Source organism: Paraglaciecola algarum, assembly GCF_021532655.1.
In the GTDB taxonomy this organism is placed as follows: Bacteria; Pseudomonadota; Gammaproteobacteria; order Enterobacterales; family Alteromonadaceae; genus Paraglaciecola; species Paraglaciecola algarum.
Window position 1 is genome coordinate 166,906 of the sequence record NZ_JAKGAS010000007.1, and the last position, 17,521, is coordinate 184,426.

Below are 17,521 nucleotides of genomic sequence, written 5' to 3' on the forward strand. Positions count from 1 at the left end.
AAAATATGAAGTTATTGACACTATTTATTCTGGTCAGTTTAAGTTGCCAGATATTTGCCAATCCTGCTCCTAAATATGTAAAACCAGCCTTTGAGTTAATTACCTTAGGTGATACTGGCGGCATTCAAGACGGCAACCTCAGCGCATTTTTATTACGCTCTTTGTCTGACAGCAATTACATTGCTTTAGATGCTGGCAGCCTAGTGAATGGAATTAACGTAGCCCTACACAAAAAAGCATTTGCAAATATTACTATAAATAACGATCCCGCTTGGCAAACCAATGGCATCATTTTGCGTGAACATGTTAAGGCTTATTTGATCAGCCACGGCCATTTAGATCATGTTGCCGGCATGCTGATTTCGTCTCCACAAGATAGCAAAAAGCCTATTTACGCTCTGCCATCAGTCAACCAAACCTTGTTAGACACCTATTTTAATTGGCAAGCTTGGGCCAATTTCACTAATCGAGGCAAACCACCTCAGTTAAACCAGTACCAGTTAATAGATTTAAAGCCCAAACAAGCTACTCCGATAAAAAATACCAGTTTAAAAGTCACAGCTTTTAGCTTGAGCCACCCTTTGGAATCCACCGCTTTTGTAATCGAAAAAGGCCAAAATATGTTTGTTTATTTTGGCGACACAGGCCCAGACGAAGTTGAAAAACAGGGTAAGTTAAACGCGATTTGGCGATACCTAGCCAAACAAATGCCAGACAAAACATTACGCGGGTTAATTATAGAAGTGTCTTTTGATAACCAAAGACCCGACAACCTTTTATTTGGTCACTTAACCCCTAAATGGCTAATGGCCGAACTCAAACAATTCAACATTTTACTCCAGCCAAATATTACCTTAGCAGGTACTAAAGTTGTCATCAGCCACATTAAATACAGTTTAGCCTCAGGACAAAATCCAAGACATAAGATTAGACAAGAGTTAGCCCAAGCTAACAATTTAGGCATAGAATTTATTCTAGCTAAACAAGGTCAAGTATTAACCTTTTAAATAAAGTGTTAAAAATAAAGCCCCACTGGCGTGCCAGTAGGGCTTTAAAAAATTAGATTACTTGTCACATTTAGTTAAGCATGATGTTCGCAATATAATAAGTCCCCGCATTCCACTGAGCAAAACGGATTTCCACAATATTGGTTAAATCGATACCTGCAGCACCACTATAAGTAAACGGGATAGTAGCCCATTCATTTTGAGTAGTTCCGGCTTCAGTCCAAGCTGACCAAGTAGCACCTTCACCATCCACAAAGGTCATGTAAACCGTATTATTACCTTGGGTATCTTTCATATCGAAATTAAGAGATTGATACATAGTCATATCTATAGCGGCAAATGATACTCCAGCATAACCTTGGTCCACCCCATCATTAGCTAGTACTTCTAAGCTCAGTACGTCAGCGGCTTTTTCAGCATCGTTTACCAAAGACACAGTTGCATTACTGCCGCTCATAGGGTTTTCAGATAACGGAATAGACATACTTCCTTCTACCGAGGCAACCAAGGTCACCTTATCAAGCATGTAGGTGCCCGCATTCCATTGAGCAAATCGCACTTCCACTACCTTAGACAGATCAATACCTTGTGCTGCTTGATAGTTCACATTCAAAGTCACCCATTGATTAAGCGAAGTACTATCATCCGTCCACAATGACCATGTTGCCCCTTCATTATCCACCAAGGTGACATGTGCAGTATTACTTCCTACCGAGTCTTTAAATTGTACTGTCATGTTGGCAAATTGAGTAAAATCAATTTCAGCAAATGATAGTGAGGCATAACCTTGATCCACCCCATCATTAGCTAGGACTTGTAAACTCAATACATCTGCTCCTTTATCTTGATCATTGACCACAGAGACTGTCGCGTTAGTCCCACCTGTAGGTTGTTGAGGAAGTGCAAATACGTAATCAACTTCTCCAGTTGGCAGGGGGGATGGCGTAGCGACTTGCGCCACTAAAGTTACATCTGAAACCAAATAGGTGCCAGAATTCCACTGGGCAATACGCACTTCTGTGACTTTACTCAGCTCGATAGTTGATGCAGCCTCTGAATAATCCAAACCTAGGTTTGCCCAAGCATCTTGGGTAGTTTGATCGTCAGTCCATTTTGACCAAGTATTACCTTGGTCATCCACTAAGGTCACATGAGCAGTATTCACGCCCTGTGTGTCTCTCATATCAAAGGTTAAACGCGCAAACACACTCAAGTCGAAACTTTCTAGAGGAATAGATGCATAACCTTGATCAACCCCGTCACTAGCCAACACCTCTAAACTAATCACTTGAGCAGATTTATCAGCATCATCAACCATAGTTACATTTGCATTGGTTCCGCCAGTGGGGTTTTGTAAAGTAACCACAAAATCTACATCACCTGTTGGAATAGGCGTAGGTTCTGGTTCCGGAGTAGGCTCTGCCGCTCCTTCACTAAAGCGCATCCAATTTAAGTTCCACTGATTATCTAAAGAGTTAAGACGCAAAGTAGATTGGCCTGCAGGCATATCTAGATTTACCGAAAGCGTAACATAGTCTTGCCAGCCACCTGTGTTTGGTACCGTAATAGTGGTCAGTACCTCACCTGCCACAATTACATCAAAACGTACATCACCCACTAAGCTGGCTAACCTAAATTCAGCACTATAAGTCCCCGCTGTTTCAACATTAATACCATAATCAACCCAACGATTCGTTTCGAAACTACCAATGTTAAAACCACCACCTATGTCACCGGATCCCTCAGTGTTCACACCAGGGTGTGAGGCAGTGTAGTTTTCAGCTTCGATAAAGGTAGGTAAGGTGTAGAAAGTGTCGCCGCTGGCTTCAATATTACTAGCGTAGCCTTCGTCAGTTTCGTTATATGCCGATACATAATAATAATAAGTGGTATTGGCTAACAATTCGCTATCGGTATAACTAGTACTGGTAGTTTCCGCTAACACTTCAAAGCCTGAACGTGGCGCAGTAGAACGATATATTTTATAACCACTTATGTTATTTTGAATGGCTTCCCAAGATAACCCAACTGATGTTTCAGATACATTTAAGCTTAAGTTGCTTGGCGATACTGGAATATTAACAAAAATATTAGCTGGCTCAGTCGCTGTAAGTGCCTGCATAACATCTTGGTTTGCCACATAGTCCATACTTGCAAATGAAGTAAAGAAGTGTGCTATTTCCTCTGGGCTTGAACTGTTTGCATCTACCGATGGTAACACTCGCCCCGTCACATCAATACCTTCGGTTGGCATTTCTGGGATCAGGTAAATTTCGGCCCACATGTCATTACCAAAGTCACCATTATCTTTAAATTTACCAGAGAGTGTATAAGACTGGCCGCCTTCTACCTGAACAGGCATATAAATCACACTATTATGCCCTGCAGGTGCCGTAACATTTAGCGCAGCGCCTGTATCGCTACCGGCAAATTCTCCCGCGGGATAAGCAAAATCATAATTGCGAGGATCCCCCCATACAGCCACTTCTGTCCAACCTTCGCCTGTGCCAAAGTCTCCATTCGACAATGCATTTTCACCCGTTGTATCATTGGTTAACGCAATATTGTCATAGATTACATCCGTACCATTAAACGATCCCGTTTTAATGGCTAGATACATAGTTTTAGATCCTTCTCCATAATAAGGCACGGTACTTTTAGCCGACACAGCACACGCTTCAGCAAAGGTACTTTCCCAGTTATTACAGCTCCACGTTTCAGCTTTCGCTAATAACTGGTCACCATTGTTAGTGAGTAATCCCCAACTACCGTTACCGACACCACCGGCAGGTGATACAGTTTTAAGTGACCAAGCCGTTACCGCCCAATTGAGCTGATTGTACTTGTCGAACGTTGCACGGGTAACATCGCCACCTAACTCGCCCAACCCAGTCCAAGGCTGCATTTCGCCAATCAACATAGGTGTGAAAACGTCTCGCGCTTGTTTGGCCCAACTACATACACCAGCATCACCGTTTTCTCCACAGGTGAGCCAATCTCTATGTACATCATAGCCAATTTCACCCCAACCAAATATGCCTGGATAAAAATGCATTTCGAATGCAACATTGTCCATACCATAGTCCAGTGGGTCACCATAAGCAGTAATACCCTCAGAATTATGACCTGGCAAAATAACAATATGCTGCTCATCTTCGCTACGTACAGCATCATAAAGATCAACAACAAAATCTTTTAACGTCTCTGCGTCTGTACCCCAAGGTTCATTCAACAAGCCATAACCTGCTATGGCAGGCTCATCTTTATAACGAGCAGCGATTTGTTTCCACAACCAAGCCGTGCGCGCTTTGTATTCATCACTTTCCCATAGTTGATTTTGTCCCGCACAACCTGTGTGTTGCTCACTGCCTTGTCTACCTGCAGCGCCATGTAAATCCAAGACTAGGTACATGTCACGGGCGGCTGCCATCTCTACGGCCCAATCCAAATACTTCCACGCATCGTCTTTGAGTGTCATGGGTTGGTCGTCGTTTTCTAGTAAATCATATAAAAACGGCACCCGTACTAAATTGAATCCAGCTTGTTGCATCACATCCCAATCGTTTTCAGTGATCCAGCTGTCTCTGTGTAAAGTCATTAATCTTTGTTTTTCAGCTTCACCAAAACGTTCTACTAGTGTGTTTTCTAAGGTGCACTGATCTAAGATCCCGCCACCTAGGGCTTCTTCACCACCAAACATCCACATTTCCATGGCTAACCAGTTGCCCAAATTAATACCTCGTAAAGACACTTTTTGACCTTGTTGATTGACCCACATGGTGCCTTGCTGTTTTAGCATTGAGTAAGACTCTGTAGTAGGTGCGGGTTGTTCTACCGCAATAGGCACTGGTTTGACTGTCGCTGGCGCATCACTACCACAACCACTTAACATAGCTGCCATTGCCAGTCCACCGACCTGCATCATGGTGCTCAAAAGATGATTTTTACTTGTTAACTTATTCATCATATATCCTGTTTTCTTAGCTGTTATTAACTTAAAGTTGGCAAACAACAACGTAATTCATTAACTCAAAGTAACTTTAAAAGAACGTATTGAAACGCACGCCATAGCTTCTAGGGGCGGCATATCGGCCCGGTAAACCAGCTGCAGTACCGTTATCAACAGTGGTACTAGAACGAGTCATTTCGTCTGTTAGATTGTTGATAAAGAAATCAACTGTCCAATCACCATTGGATGGATAGTAGGTCATGCCTAAATCCACTTTCGAGTGTGCCTCTTGCCCTGCAGGATTTCCCCAAACCTCTCCAGTTTGTTGCACGTCATTAATTAGGTTATTGACGAATGTGCGGTTTTCGTTTTCATCACGGAAGAAAACATCGTCGACAAACCGAGCACTAATACGCGGCACAAAATCTCCATGTTTGGTGTTAAATTCCCAACTAAAACTGGCAGAAATTTGGTATTTAGGAGATTGTGGTAAGTAATTACCGCTTAAATCGTAAAAGCCGGTAGGTTCACCATTTTCATCAACTAAGGCTAGGTTATTGGTACCACTGCCTCCTCCGTCAGTGATGTAATCGGTATATACGGCATCTAAGTAAGAACCAGAAAAATCAAAGCGTCCGCCATCGCCTACCATCCAGATAATCTCAGCTTCTAGGCCAGTTATTTCTGCTGCTGCAACGTTACTATTCACGATTTGCTGTATGTCTTCATCAAACCCAGAACGGATCAAATCTTCATAATCAATGAAAAATGCGGCAAGGTTTAAACGTACGTTGTCGAAATCAGACTTACTACCAATTTCGTAACTAGTACTATTTTCAGGTTCAGTCACTTGACCACCATCTTGGATCACGCCAGAGCGATAACCTGTTCCCACGCTACCGTAAAACATATGATCGTCTAACTGATATGACAGTCGTCCTAAGTAGGTGAGTTTGTCAGATTCATCTTCTACGTCATTGCGTAAAGTCGCTGCACACTGACCACGTACTCTTTCTATTCCTTTATAATCATCGTAACCGTCAGGCCCTTCTGCTCCTGTGGTGTTATTTAAAAAATCTTCAAATATAGATAATTCACTACCGCCAAGATCTGGGCGAATAAAGCCTTTTGGACAGTCTTGAGCATTACGACCACCACGATCATATTTTAAATCGTCGGTGTAACGTACACCTGCGGTGAAACTTAATTCTTTGCTTAAGTCATAAGTCGCTTGAGCATATACAGCCTGAGATTCAAGTCCCCTAGCTGGCTGAATAAAGGTATTACCTTCTCCATTTAACCAAGGGCCGACACCATCAAAGTCAAAACGAATAGCCGTTTCTTCTTCAAAATAATACACACCCGCCGTCCAGCTAAATGGGCCGCCATTTGTGTTCTGAATTTTTAGTTCATGACTAATAGAGTCAGAATGTTGATATTCAGTACGGCCTTCTTGAAAACGCGAAGTGATCCCGCCATCTTGGTCAACCACTTGTGTACGAAATAGCTTTGCACCACCAAAAATGTATTCGGCATTAATGTTTTCAGAAATATCGTAGCTGAGCGTAGAGCGCACCACGTCAGTAGTTAAGTCGAGAAATATAGGCGAATCAATGAATGCTTGATAACGGCCCTGTTCAACTTCAACAGGGTTAAGTAATATGCCATGGTTACCTTGGTCAGAAAAACTCTCGTAGGACATGGTCCATTTAAGATCATCCATTAAATCCCACACCCCAGTAATTCGGGCCGCTTGCACATCAGTGTTATTTAATTTGGTTTGGGTGGTAGCAGAACGGCCTATTTCTGTGCCGCTGAAACCATGCTCTGTACCACGAGGGTCATTATCAATCGAATCCACCCAACCATCATCTGATTCCATATATGCCGCAAATCTAAAAGACAAATCATCGGTAACAGGTAAGGTCACAGCACCAGAGATCTGCTGGCGATTATATTTTCCAAAGGTGACTTGCATATCCCCTTCAAAATCTTTACCAGGTTTACGTGATTCTAACAACACCGCACCACCTGTATTATTACGACCAAATAAAGTACCTTGTGGGCCACGTAAAACTTGTACCGCTTCTAAATCAAACATTAGCGCCAACGCACCTTGAGCACGTGCAGCGAACACACCATCTACATATACACCTACACCTTGGTCACCAGTTTCGGTAGGGTTATTAGTGCCTACGCCCCGTATGTATATTTTAATGTCTGACTGATCTTCTTGTCCCGACACCACCAAGCTAGGTACAAAACCTGTGAGGTCGGTGACATCTTTAATGTTATTTTTTGATAACGCCTCTTGCGTCATGACCGAAACAGCAATAGGTGTTTCTTGAAGGTTAGTGACACGGCGTTCAGCTGTGATTTGAATGACTTCAATTTTCTTTTCATCGTCTGTGCTTTTTTCAGCTTCTTGTGCAAAAAGCGATGTGCTGCCAAGACTAAATAAAGCGGCCGTAACAGCGAAGCTAATGCGTCGCTTTTTGGCACTAATAGGTATACCCATAGTTGTTACCTCATGTTTATGATTATTGTTTAGTTTTTTCATAATTGATGTGTTCTAGAGTTGTGCTGCGCAGATTGATTCCACGCAATCATTGTTGCCCCTTTAAGGCCGTAAAAACCTACGAACAAGTAGCATAATAGTGGCACCCAGAAGGACTGTTGCAGTCCAAAACTGTCGGCGGCTACACCTTGAAGCATAGGTACAATTGCGCCGCCAACTATGGCTAAACACAATAATCCAGAACCTTGCCCTGTTAGGCTTTTTAAACCTGTCAGGGCTAGGCTGAATATGGTTGGAAACATAATTGAATTAAAAAGGCCCACTGCCAATATTGAGTACATGGCCATATTCCCATTGAGCTGAATGCTCAAAGCAATTAGTATCGTGACCATTAAAGAACAAAACACTAAGCAGAATCGGGCAGGTACAAAATGCATAATACTGGCCCCCAAAAAACGTCCTAGCATGGCTCCGCCCCAATAATATGCAATTAAATTAGCCGCGACTTTTTCAGTCATATTGCCAATCTGAGGGTCAGTAAAAAAATTAATCAAAAAGCTACCAATTGACACTTCGGCCCCGACATACAGAAATATGCCAATTGCGCCTAGAATCAAATGAGGGTGATCAAAAAGTCGAGAATTGTCAGCGCTACGTTTTTCAGCAGAATGACTAGTAATATCCGGTAGTTTGAGCTTGTAAAATATGAAACTGAGAGCCAGTAGTGTGCCGGCAATCAACAAATAAGGTAGTTTGACCGCATCTGCTGGTGAACCTAACGCAGTAACCTCAGTTGAATGGGAGACAGCACCAAAAATAAGTAAGCCACCAAAGAACGGCGCAATAGTCGTACCCAATGCATTAAAGGCTTGGGTCATGGTAAGTCGACCCGAAGCCGTTTCCTCACTTCCTAATGCCGTTACATAAGGGTTGGCAGCCACCTGTAAAATAGTGATGCCACTTGCCAGTACAAACAATGCACTTAGAAACAAACCATAGGATACGACAGAGGCCGCAGGATAAAATAACAATCCACCAACAGCAGATAATGCTAGACCTATCACTATGCCGCGCTGATAACCAAGTTTCTTACAAAGATGGCCTGCTGGTATCGACACCACAAAATAGGCACCAAAGAAGCAAAGTTGCACCAACATTGCTTGGGTATAAGATAATAAAAATAGCTTTTTTAAATAAGGGATCAAAATATCGTTAAGGCTAGTGATAAAGCCCCACATAAAAAACAATACAGTGAGTGACATCAATGCACTACGAAATGAATATTCGCGAACATATTGGGCACTATGAGATTCTGTATGTGTGTCTTTAGATAATTCGTTCGACATCTAACAAGCTCTTTTATTTGTAACTAACACAGATTTGTTAGCTGCATGTTAATAACTTGCTAAAAAGTGTCGTTCAGGCTCATCAAAAAACTTTAATTAGAACGTTCGGATAGGCATACGAACGTAAATAAAACATCTATATTCAAGTTAAAACAGTGAGTTAGAAAGATTTTATTAGAAATAGAAATTTACGATTATTTGGCTGTAGATAAATGCTTTTTCCGGTATGCACTCGGAGTCATATTGTACTTTTTCTTAAACAAAGTGTTATATACCGACTTACTATTAAAGCCCGCTTGGTAAAAAATATCGGTTATGGTTTTGTGGCTGTTTACAGGATTTAGTAACTGCTCTTTAGCCTCTCGAATGCGATAACCATTAATGTACTCATAAAAATTGATATTAAAATGCCGATTAATCGCACTCGACAAATCCTTCACCGGAACATCTAACTGCTCAGCTAAACGTTCAAAAGAAATAACTGGATTGAGATACAGTTTATCTTGCTGCATAGCCTGTTCTATTTTTTCAACAACAACCATGTTTATTGGTTCTATTGTTTTAGGTTTGCTTATACCCCCAGCATTAACAGCGGCATTAACCATTACATATAGAACCAAATTAACCAAAGCAAAAGTCGAGTAGTAGCCAGTTAGGCCAATCAATTCAAGCCAATCATGGTTAATAGAATAAGCTAAGTCATATACTTTAAGGCTAGTAAGTAGAAATTCCCACAACAGTACAAACCCAAATGCGTAAAGAATAAAAGTCACCCAATCTCTTTGCCAGTCTGAAAAAGAGATAGAGGTATGAACTCGCACATAATAAATGGACAACAAGATATAGCTAAGGCGTTGTAATTTATTTAGCAAGTCCACAGTCACATAGTGTCCCGAATAGGCAATTTCGTGACTGACTATCAATTCATTTTTAATATCTATTGGCAATTGCCAAAATGCAAACCACATATAGATCAAAAATAAAGCTGCTGGTATTAAATGCCAAAAATGCTGCTTTTGGATCCGAAAACCTGATGAAAAATAGCTGATGATAAACAGATATAAAAAAGGCCCATCTATCCAAGAAGAGAAATTGAAGGTAAAGAAAATATTAGGTGAAACACTTAACACCCATTGCCTAAATGTGGCTCCCCATAAAACCAATTCGTGCAGAGCAATAAAACTGTGCGCAACAAGAAAGCCAGCTAAAAAAATGAATGGCAGCTCCCTGCTTTTATTAGAAAACAAGAATATTGCTAATAACATACATTCAAAACTGGTTATCAATAGAACCAAGTCATGAATGTTAAATAGTGTTTTATCCAAGAGCCAAACTAACCCTGTCACGTATCGTTTTCTCGAAGCATTAAATATAATGAGATGACGATTAAAATGCTATTTATTTCAAAATCATAACACAATAACATATGGCAAATATGTACTAAGGGCTGCCTATTTTTGGTGTGAAAGTTTCGTTCAAACTAAACACTTTTTAATCGCAGCGTTGACTTGCAGGTGAGCTATATGGTCTTAGTGAGTAATGAACAACAAGTAAAAAACGTCCCGTTTGTGCGGAAATTCTAATGCTTCATTCCCCTAGCGTAATAGCACTACTCTACAATTTTATGCCAAGGGCCTGTAATCGCTAAGGTTTTTGTAGGTGAATAAATATTCACAAACATAGTAGAACCGTCAGCAGAAAAACATGCTCCAGCTGGTTCAGTTTGTATATTTAATTTGGCAAAGTTGTACACTTCACCCTGAGGGGTAACCCCACGCAAATGATTTTCTTTCACAGATGTATATTGATCTTCACAAACTATTAAGTGACCAAAAGGCGTAACAACTAGGTTGTCTCCGAAATTATATAAAGACTCATCAACACTTTCTAAAAATAGCTGAATACGCCCTGGTGTAAGCCCCTCGTTTGATTGCCCCTCATTTTTAGAGGGTTGATATCGCATGATTTGGCCCAGCTTTTTTTCGCCACCATTAGTGCAACAGAAATACAATTCATTGTCACCCCAGTGAATGCCTTCTCCACGGGCAAATAAGGCCGCTCCTTTTTCATAACCTTGCTTGCGTAAGTCATCATTAGGGCTTTCAGGGTTATTGATATCAATCCATTCGACATCAACCCAATCTTGCAACTCCATAGTTGCAGCTGCCCAGTTTCGGCTGTCATATCCAGGCTTGTTTATCACCATTAATGCCTGTAATTTGCCGCCTTGATCCAACTGGCCTTTCACCTTTGGAATAAAACGATAGAACAAACTATCCCCTCTATCTTCCGTTAAATATACAATACCTGTATGAGGGTCAACGGCCGCAGCTTCATGATTAAAGCGCCCCATAGCTTTTAAGGGTTTAGGCTCAACCAAACCAGTTGCTGTAGCTGGTACTTCGAAGATATATCCGTGATATTGAGTCAACTCTTTGTTTGGAGTTGCGACAGATTCCTCACAGGTTAGCCAGGTATTCCAAGGCGTAATGCCACCAGCACAATTTCGAATAGTGCCAACTATAGACAAAAACTCTTTCTCTAATGTTTTGGTTTTAAGGTTATAGACCAAATTACTAGTACCACCGGGCAAAGCCACACCATCAGTGGTGTGGTCGTAAGCCAAAGGCGTTTTATGATGTTTAATACTGTGTTGCGCTTTTATTAAATCCTTTGGTGTTAACTCATGATTACGGACCAATACTACTCTATCTTCGTCTAGCGAAAGACAACCCATACCATCGGCCTTATTCGGTACATTAAAACCATCGCTCATAAGATTATCTAATTCAGAAATGACCTGATATGAAAACCCTGCGGGTAAATCCAACAACTCTTTAGGGTCTACAACCAGAGGCCCAAAACCATCAGTCGTTTTCTGTACCGCAGCATGAAAGGACTTACCTAGTATGCTGGTAGATAAACCACTAAATGCTAACGCACTCGCACCAATAGTAAACTGCCTTCTAGTTAGCATAATGTTTTCTCGTCTGTTAAGTGATCAATTTAAAAATATGTATAAGTTAATAATACTAACCTACTGACATAACTTTAAGACAGCAAGATAAAAGAAACAAAATAACAGTGGAAAAACCAACATAATTCATTAGAATCACGGCTCGCTTGATTAAGTGGGATATGTACAAGGCTTAGTTATTTAACTTAAGTGAGTCATATACACTTCTATGATAATCAGCACCCAAACTCAACATCGTGTTTTAAAGCATTGTCGAGTTGTACAATCAGGCGCTGCATACAGCGAAAGAAACTGATTGCACCCGTAGCTCAGCTGGATAGAGCGCTGCCCTCCGGAGGCAGAGGTCAGAGGTTCGAATCCTCTCGGGTGCGCCATCTACTGCTGTAAAGTAGTCAGCCACTATCAATCTTAATTACTAAATTAGCAGTGATCACAAATGTGCACCCGATAGGTGAGAACTTCTGCGGTTCGACTATAACGTCGGGAACGTTATAGGACAGCTTTAGCTGGTCGCAAAGCGACGAAGCACATGGATGTGCTGAGCAATCCTCTCGGGTGCGCCATCTACTACTGTAAAGTAGTCAGCCACTATCAATCTTAATTACTAAATTAGCAGTGATCACAAATGTGCACCCGATAGGTGAGAACCTCTGCGGTTCGACTAAAACGTCGGGAACGCTTTAGGACAGCTTTAGCTGGTCGCGAAGCGATAAAGTACTGGACGTACTTTTCACTAAATTGTCTGGAACAAGTTTATTCGCAAGCCCGCTGCGCGGTTCTATTTGTTCTAACAAATTTTGGTAGAGTTGCTCGCTGAACTTGTTAGCATTCGCATCGCGACTTTTTCGAATATTACAAACAAACCTGAAACTTGTAAGTTAAAAACTATCCTTTAAGGCAAGCAATAATAGAACTCCCTTTGGTCATAAGTTAACAACACCTTACTCAATATTGTGCTACTTTTTGCATCTGAATAAGTGTATTAGCCGTATGGCTTTACTCTATGATTTATCTTCGAAGGAATTTTTATGGAACATGAAGAGTTATTTCCCCTGTTGTGTGCAACAGCTGAGGGTAAAAAAGACGCCTTTGCTTCACTTTACGAGAAAACCAGCGCACAAATATACGCTGTTGCGCTAAAAATGTTGAAACGTAAGGAGCTTGCTGAAGAAGCCACACAAGATACCTTTATCAAAATATGGCACGGTGCTGCAAGTTATCAGCGCAGTAAAGGTACTGTATTGACTTGGATGGTCAGTATTGTTCGTTATCGCGCGCTGGATTTAATGCGTTATCATAATATTCGAAATGAAGTCACTCTTGAGCCCGAAATAGATTTACCGCGAACCAGTATGCCCTTCCCATCTGCGGAAAAAAGGCGACTAGCGGAGTGTATTGATGGGTTAGAAGATCCGCAAAGGCAGGCAATTCATTTAGCTTTTTATGGGGGATTATCTCACCAAGAGGTGGTTCAACATTTAGATTCTCCACTAGGCACGATTAAAAGCTGGATCCGCCGAGGACTGCAAAGTTTACAAAGGTGCCTTTCGTTATGAATTACACAAAAGAAACGTTACGTAACGCGCTAGCTGCGGAATATGTGTTAGGCACTTTGCGCGGTGGTGCACGCCGTCGCTATCAACAATTAATGATGACTAGCCAACTAATATCAGAAACGACCTGGCTGTGGGAACAATATTTAAACGGTATGGGAGAAACCATTTCCCCTGTCACTCCAGACGATAAAGTATGGAAGGTTATTCAAGAAAAACTTGGTTTTATTGAGCAAGCCCCTAAAGTTACTCAGCTAGATGAAGCTAGGCAACAAAAGAGTAATAAATGGCGAGGCCCTGCTTTATACGCATTTGCTGCATCGTTATTACTAGCTATTGTTTGGACTAGCATCGACCCCATACTCACCCAACCTGCGAGCCAAATTGCAGTGGTAAATGACGAAGATTCCAATCCCTTATGGTTAATTGAAATCTCTGATAAACACTTACGTGTTCGTAGTACCCAGCAATTAACCGCAGTGGCTGGAAAAGATTTTGAGTTATGGATTGTTCCCGAAAATGGCGCTGCGCCTATCTCACTTGGGGTATTGCCCAAAGATGGCGAGCTTAAAACTCCTGCGGCGAACAGTTTGAAGTCTGTGCCTATCTTGCTGCTTGCTGTGAGTTTAGAGCCATTAGGCGGTTCACCTAATGGACAACCCACAGAAGTACTTTATACAACAAAACTCATTAAAGTATAGCCATCTCTATTATTGGCGCGGTGTTTCTTTTGGAGCCTGCGCCAATAACTAACCCGAACTCGGGTTAGTTGAAAGCTTTTTCACCTAACTCCACAGCCAGTGTATTTCCCATTAGTAATGTCCTTTTTAAAAAAATTAAAAAAAATTTAATTTTTTTGCATCCAATTTTGTATGTCGTTCGTTTGGCTTATAGAACTCATTACACTTAAAGGTAATAACATGCAGAACAAAACTAAATTTGCGATTGCGCTAGTATCCAGTGCCGTTGCGTTTAACCTCGTCGCATCAAGCCACAGAGAGGCTCCAGCAGTAACACAAACACCCACTATCGATTCTACTGATTTTTATGCGTTTAACAGTTATGAAGAAGGAAGAGAGGGTTACGTGACTATGATTGCAAACTATATCCCCTTGCAAGATGCTTACGGCGGTCCAAACTATTTTGCTATGCATCCGCAAGCTCATTATGCCATTCACATTGATAATGATGGAGATGCCAAAGAAGATATATCTTTTGTATTTAACTTTAGCCAAAAGCTCGGGAATAATGGTACAGGAATTACCTTACCAATTGGTCCAGAAGGTGACCAACGTGCTGTTCAAGTGCCTTTGAAAAACGTCGGTGGCATTAGTGCTGATTCTAGCGCCGCAGCAAATTTTCAAGAGAATTATTCGGTAACTTTAGTTGAAGGTAACCATACAGCGGGCACACGCACCGAACTAAGCGCCAATGAAGCCAGTATGTTTGGCAAACCATTAGATTTTATTGGTACAAAAACATTTAGCAGCGTAAGTGGTTATGAACAGTATGCAGATACTTTTGTGTATACCACTCAAGTCCCTGGTTGTGACATACCAGCAAAAGTGTTTGTTGGTCAACGTAAAGACCCTTTCGTGGTTGCTCTAGGTAAAACATTCGACCTAGTCAATTACGTACCAGTTGAAGGTGACAGCGTGCCAGGTGCAAATGATGGTGCTGGTTTTCCAGGTGGCATCACCCAAAGCAATGACAACGATGACTTAGGCGATAAAAATGTAACGAGTATCGCAGTAGAGATCCACAACTCTTGTATCACAGGTGATGGTAATGGTGTGATAGGCACTTGGACTACAGCAAGCCTTCCTCAAACTTCTGTATTAAATCCTAATGCCACTTTTGACAAGCCTTCTGTCTCTGGCGGTGCAATGACTCAAGTATCAAGGTTGGGCAATCCATTAGTTAATGAACTAGTGATCGGCTTAGGTGACAAAGACAAGTTTTCTACTTCGCACCCATCCATGGATAGTCAATTTGCAGATTACGTAACTCACCCTACATTACCTGAATTACTAAATATTCTGTTTTTGGATGCGGTCAATACCACCCTAGGTGCTGAACTGCCTACACTTGCGCCTACTAATATTCCTCGGATGGATCTGGTAACTGCGTTTTTAACGGGTTTTCCAGGTGTAAACCAGATGGCCGCCGTTACCCCTTCTGAAATGTTACGTTTAAATACTGGGATCCCTGCTGTTCCGGCAGCTCAACAATCGCCATATGGTGTAGCGGGCAATGATCTTGCTGGTTTCCCGAATGGCCGCCGCCCAGGCGATGATGTGGTTGATATTGCATTGCGCGTAGTTATGGGCGCCTTGTGTCACCCCATCCCACTAAACGGAGAACCTACCAATCTAGGGATTTGTGAAGAGGCTGATGCAAATGTGGGAAATGTACCATTCACCGATGGAGCACCACTTAATGCCTCATATATGAATAGTCAGTTCCCCTATTTAGCCACACCACTACCAGGCTCAAACTAGGAGAAAGACATGAATATTAAATTACTACTTGTTGGTACCTCGATACTCACCCTTAGCGGATGTTTTAATAGTGATAACGAGCTGACTCTGCCGGATAAAAACTATCCACCATCGGCGATAGATGCTTCCTTTGTCACTCAAACTGATATGCCAATAAACGGCAGTGTTGAGGGGGCAGACCCTGAAAACAATATGTTGGTCTTTGCTTTAGAGCAAGATGCAAGTAATGGAATGTTAACGTTGAACCACGACGGTTCTTTTACTTATACACCCAGTCTTGAGTTTACTGGCGCAGACGAATTTAGCTTTTCTGTATCAGATGGCAAAAACCCAGCCGTTACGGGCACTGCAACTATTACAGTTGAAATGCGACAGATAAAATTTTCTAATTTGAGTCGTGAAGCATTTTCTCAATCTGCAACAGATGAACCGCTGCGCATCAATGGCCGAGTGATAACCAATGACGTTGAAGATCCAAGCGCTTTTGACGATCTACTGCTTGACTAATGGCAACGATTTCGCATAACGGAAATGGTTTCGCCAAGGATGGCGTTTTGTATGTCCCGAGTTCGGGTAATTTGAGGAGTGATACATGAAAAGTTTTAAAATTAGGCTGTTGTTTACAGCCCGAGTCGGCATTGCCTTTTGCACATTATTGGTGCTTGGCTTAGTGGCAACTAACACTGCATTGGCACACGGCAACCATGTACATAAACCGCGGGAGATGATGAAAAAATCTGACTATTCTAATCTCGACTTGTCGGCACTTGAGCAAAAAATCATCTCCATGCAGTACTTAATGCCAAGAGAAGAATCTATTAAAGGGCTATTAACAAGGCTAGAGAACATACCTACACAATCAAATGTAGAAAAAGTAAAACAACTATACCTATACGCTCGTGTGCAGCAACACAACCATGATTTTGATAAAGCCAAACAAAACTTGAGTAAGGCATTAGATCTATCATCAAAAGATATTAACTCATTATTATTAATGGCGTCTGTATCAAATAACCTTGGCGAACACGAGGCTGCCCTAAGGTATTGCAAGCAATTACTAGGCTTGGCAGATGGAACAATTATAGCGGCCTGTATCGTTGAAACCAAAGTGCAAATCAACCCTGAACAGTTACAAACTCAGTATCAAAATTTACAACGAGTAGCTAAATTATCAGGTGCATCAAATAACCAATATCAATTTTGGGTTAATGAAATTTTAGCGGAACTTGCCTTAAAAATGGACAAACCTCAAATTGCAAAAGGTCATTTAAACGATTCAATACTTGAGCAAGCCCCTGTTAGTTATATCGCTCTATGGTCAGATATTGAAATAGCTTTAAATAATCATTCTCACGTATTGGATACATTAAGTAATTTAACTGCTGACCAAAATGAAATTAATGATGCCTTGTTACTTCGATTGTCTATGGCTGAAAAAGCAGCAAATAGTAAAACAACTTGGCTACATGCTATGCGTCGCCGTATTACAGAAAGAAGTAATGAACATAACTACGCACATGCTGCAGAACTAGCAAAATTTTACTTGTATGTGGATCACAATCCATCTGAAGCTAAACACTGGGCCAAGGTAAATTCAAATCATGCTAAATCACATATGGACGTGGATTTATTGGCAGCTGCGAACAGTATGGAAAATTAATAATTTTTAT

The 17,521-nt window shown here is 41.4% G+C and carries 11 protein-coding genes and 1 tRNA gene; 7 read left to right on the forward strand and 5 right to left on the reverse strand.

The annotated features are described in order from the left end of the window. Positions 1-5: 5 nt before the first annotated feature. Complete coding sequence (locus tag L0668_RS13680; RefSeq protein ID WP_235313266.1) at positions 6-1,007, forward strand: MBL fold metallo-hydrolase; 1,002 nt, start codon at positions 6-8, stop codon at positions 1,005-1,007. Between the two features lie 70 nt (positions 1,008-1,077). Here L0668_RS13680 and L0668_RS13685 read toward each other — a convergent pair whose 3' ends face one another. The 5 genes from L0668_RS13685 to L0668_RS13705 all read right to left on the reverse strand — a co-directional run bounded on the left by L0668_RS13685 (position 1,078) and on the right by L0668_RS13705 (position 11,797). Then, positions 1,078-4,971: a cellulase family glycosylhydrolase gene (locus L0668_RS13685; RefSeq protein WP_235313267.1), complete on the reverse strand. Its 3,894-nt coding sequence runs from the start codon at positions 4,969-4,971 to the stop codon at positions 1,078-1,080. Between the two features lie 76 nt (positions 4,972-5,047). Beyond that, positions 5,048-7,516 carry a TonB-dependent receptor gene (locus L0668_RS13690; RefSeq protein ID WP_235313268.1) on the reverse strand — a complete coding sequence of 823 codons (2,469 nt, stop codon included), beginning with the start codon at positions 7,514-7,516 and terminating at the stop codon, positions 5,048-5,050. Further along, positions 7,513-8,820 (reverse strand): sugar MFS transporter, encoded by a 1,308-nt coding sequence (locus L0668_RS13695; protein WP_235313269.1) that lies wholly within the window; start codon positions 8,818-8,820, stop codon positions 7,513-7,515. Before L0668_RS13695 ends, L0668_RS13690 begins: the two co-directional genes overlap by 4 nt. Positions 8,821-9,014: 194 nt before the next feature. After that, positions 9,015-10,145 (reverse strand): helix-turn-helix domain-containing protein, encoded by a 1,131-nt coding sequence (locus L0668_RS13700; RefSeq protein WP_235313270.1) that lies wholly within the window; start codon positions 10,143-10,145, stop codon positions 9,015-9,017. A gap of 284 nt (positions 10,146-10,429) precedes the next feature. Beyond that, positions 10,430-11,797 carry an alkaline phosphatase PhoX gene (locus L0668_RS13705; RefSeq protein ID WP_235313271.1) on the reverse strand — a complete coding sequence of 456 codons (1,368 nt, stop codon included), beginning with the start codon at positions 11,795-11,797 and terminating at the stop codon, positions 10,430-10,432. A gap of 297 nt (positions 11,798-12,094) precedes the next feature. Between L0668_RS13705 and L0668_RS13710 the strand changes: the two genes are divergently transcribed. The 6 genes from L0668_RS13710 to L0668_RS13735 all read left to right on the forward strand — a co-directional run bounded on the left by L0668_RS13710 (position 12,095) and on the right by L0668_RS13735 (position 17,511). Further along, positions 12,095-12,171: transfer RNA gene (locus L0668_RS13710), tRNA-Arg, on the forward strand. A 654-nt stretch (positions 12,172-12,825) separates the two neighbouring features. Continuing rightward, positions 12,826-13,353, forward strand: coding sequence for a sigma-70 family RNA polymerase sigma factor (locus L0668_RS13715; RefSeq protein WP_235313272.1), 528 nt, complete (start codon positions 12,826-12,828; stop codon positions 13,351-13,353). Continuing rightward, positions 13,350-14,051, forward strand: coding sequence for an anti-sigma factor (locus tag L0668_RS13720; protein WP_235313273.1), 702 nt, complete (start codon positions 13,350-13,352; stop codon positions 14,049-14,051). Before L0668_RS13715 ends, L0668_RS13720 begins: the two co-directional genes overlap by 4 nt. 219 nt (positions 14,052-14,270) lie before the next feature. Beyond that, on the forward strand, positions 14,271-15,851 hold the full coding sequence (locus L0668_RS13725; RefSeq protein ID WP_235313274.1) for a DUF4331 domain-containing protein: 1,581 nt from the start codon (positions 14,271-14,273) through the stop codon (positions 15,849-15,851). 9 nt (positions 15,852-15,860) lie between these two features. Next, positions 15,861-16,358 (forward strand): cadherin-like domain-containing protein, encoded by a 498-nt coding sequence (locus L0668_RS13730; protein ID WP_235313275.1) that lies wholly within the window; start codon positions 15,861-15,863, stop codon positions 16,356-16,358. A gap of 85 nt (positions 16,359-16,443) precedes the next feature. Then, positions 16,444-17,511 carry a tetratricopeptide repeat protein gene (locus L0668_RS13735; RefSeq protein WP_235313277.1) on the forward strand — a complete coding sequence of 356 codons (1,068 nt, stop codon included), beginning with the start codon at positions 16,444-16,446 and terminating at the stop codon, positions 17,509-17,511. Positions 17,512-17,521 lie beyond the last annotated feature (10 nt).

Coding starts and splice junctions, on each gene's coding strand:
- L0668_RS13680 (WP_235313266.1), top strand. CDS start 6: ATGAAGTTATTGACACTATTTATTCTGGTCAGTTTAAGTTGCCAGATA.
- L0668_RS13730 (WP_235313275.1), top strand. CDS start 15,861: ATGAATATTAAATTACTACTTGTTGGTACCTCGATACTCACCCTTAGC.
- L0668_RS13720 (WP_235313273.1), top strand. CDS start 13,350: ATGAATTACACAAAAGAAACGTTACGTAACGCGCTAGCTGCGGAATAT.
- L0668_RS13735 (WP_235313277.1), top strand. CDS start 16,444: ATGAAAAGTTTTAAAATTAGGCTGTTGTTTACAGCCCGAGTCGGCATT.
- L0668_RS13685 (WP_235313267.1), bottom strand. CDS start 4,971: ATGAATAAGTTAACAAGTAAAAATCATCTTTTGAGCACCATGATGCAG.
- L0668_RS13725 (WP_235313274.1), top strand. CDS start 14,271: ATGCAGAACAAAACTAAATTTGCGATTGCGCTAGTATCCAGTGCCGTT.
- L0668_RS13715 (WP_235313272.1), top strand. CDS start 12,826: ATGGAACATGAAGAGTTATTTCCCCTGTTGTGTGCAACAGCTGAGGGT.
- L0668_RS13695 (WP_235313269.1), bottom strand. CDS start 8,820: ATGTCGAACGAATTATCTAAAGACACACATACAGAATCTCATAGTGCC.
- L0668_RS13705 (WP_235313271.1), bottom strand. CDS start 11,797: ATGCTAACTAGAAGGCAGTTTACTATTGGTGCGAGTGCGTTAGCATTT.
- L0668_RS13690 (WP_235313268.1), bottom strand. CDS start 7,516: ATGAAAAAACTAAACAATAATCATAAACATGAGGTAACAACTATGGGT.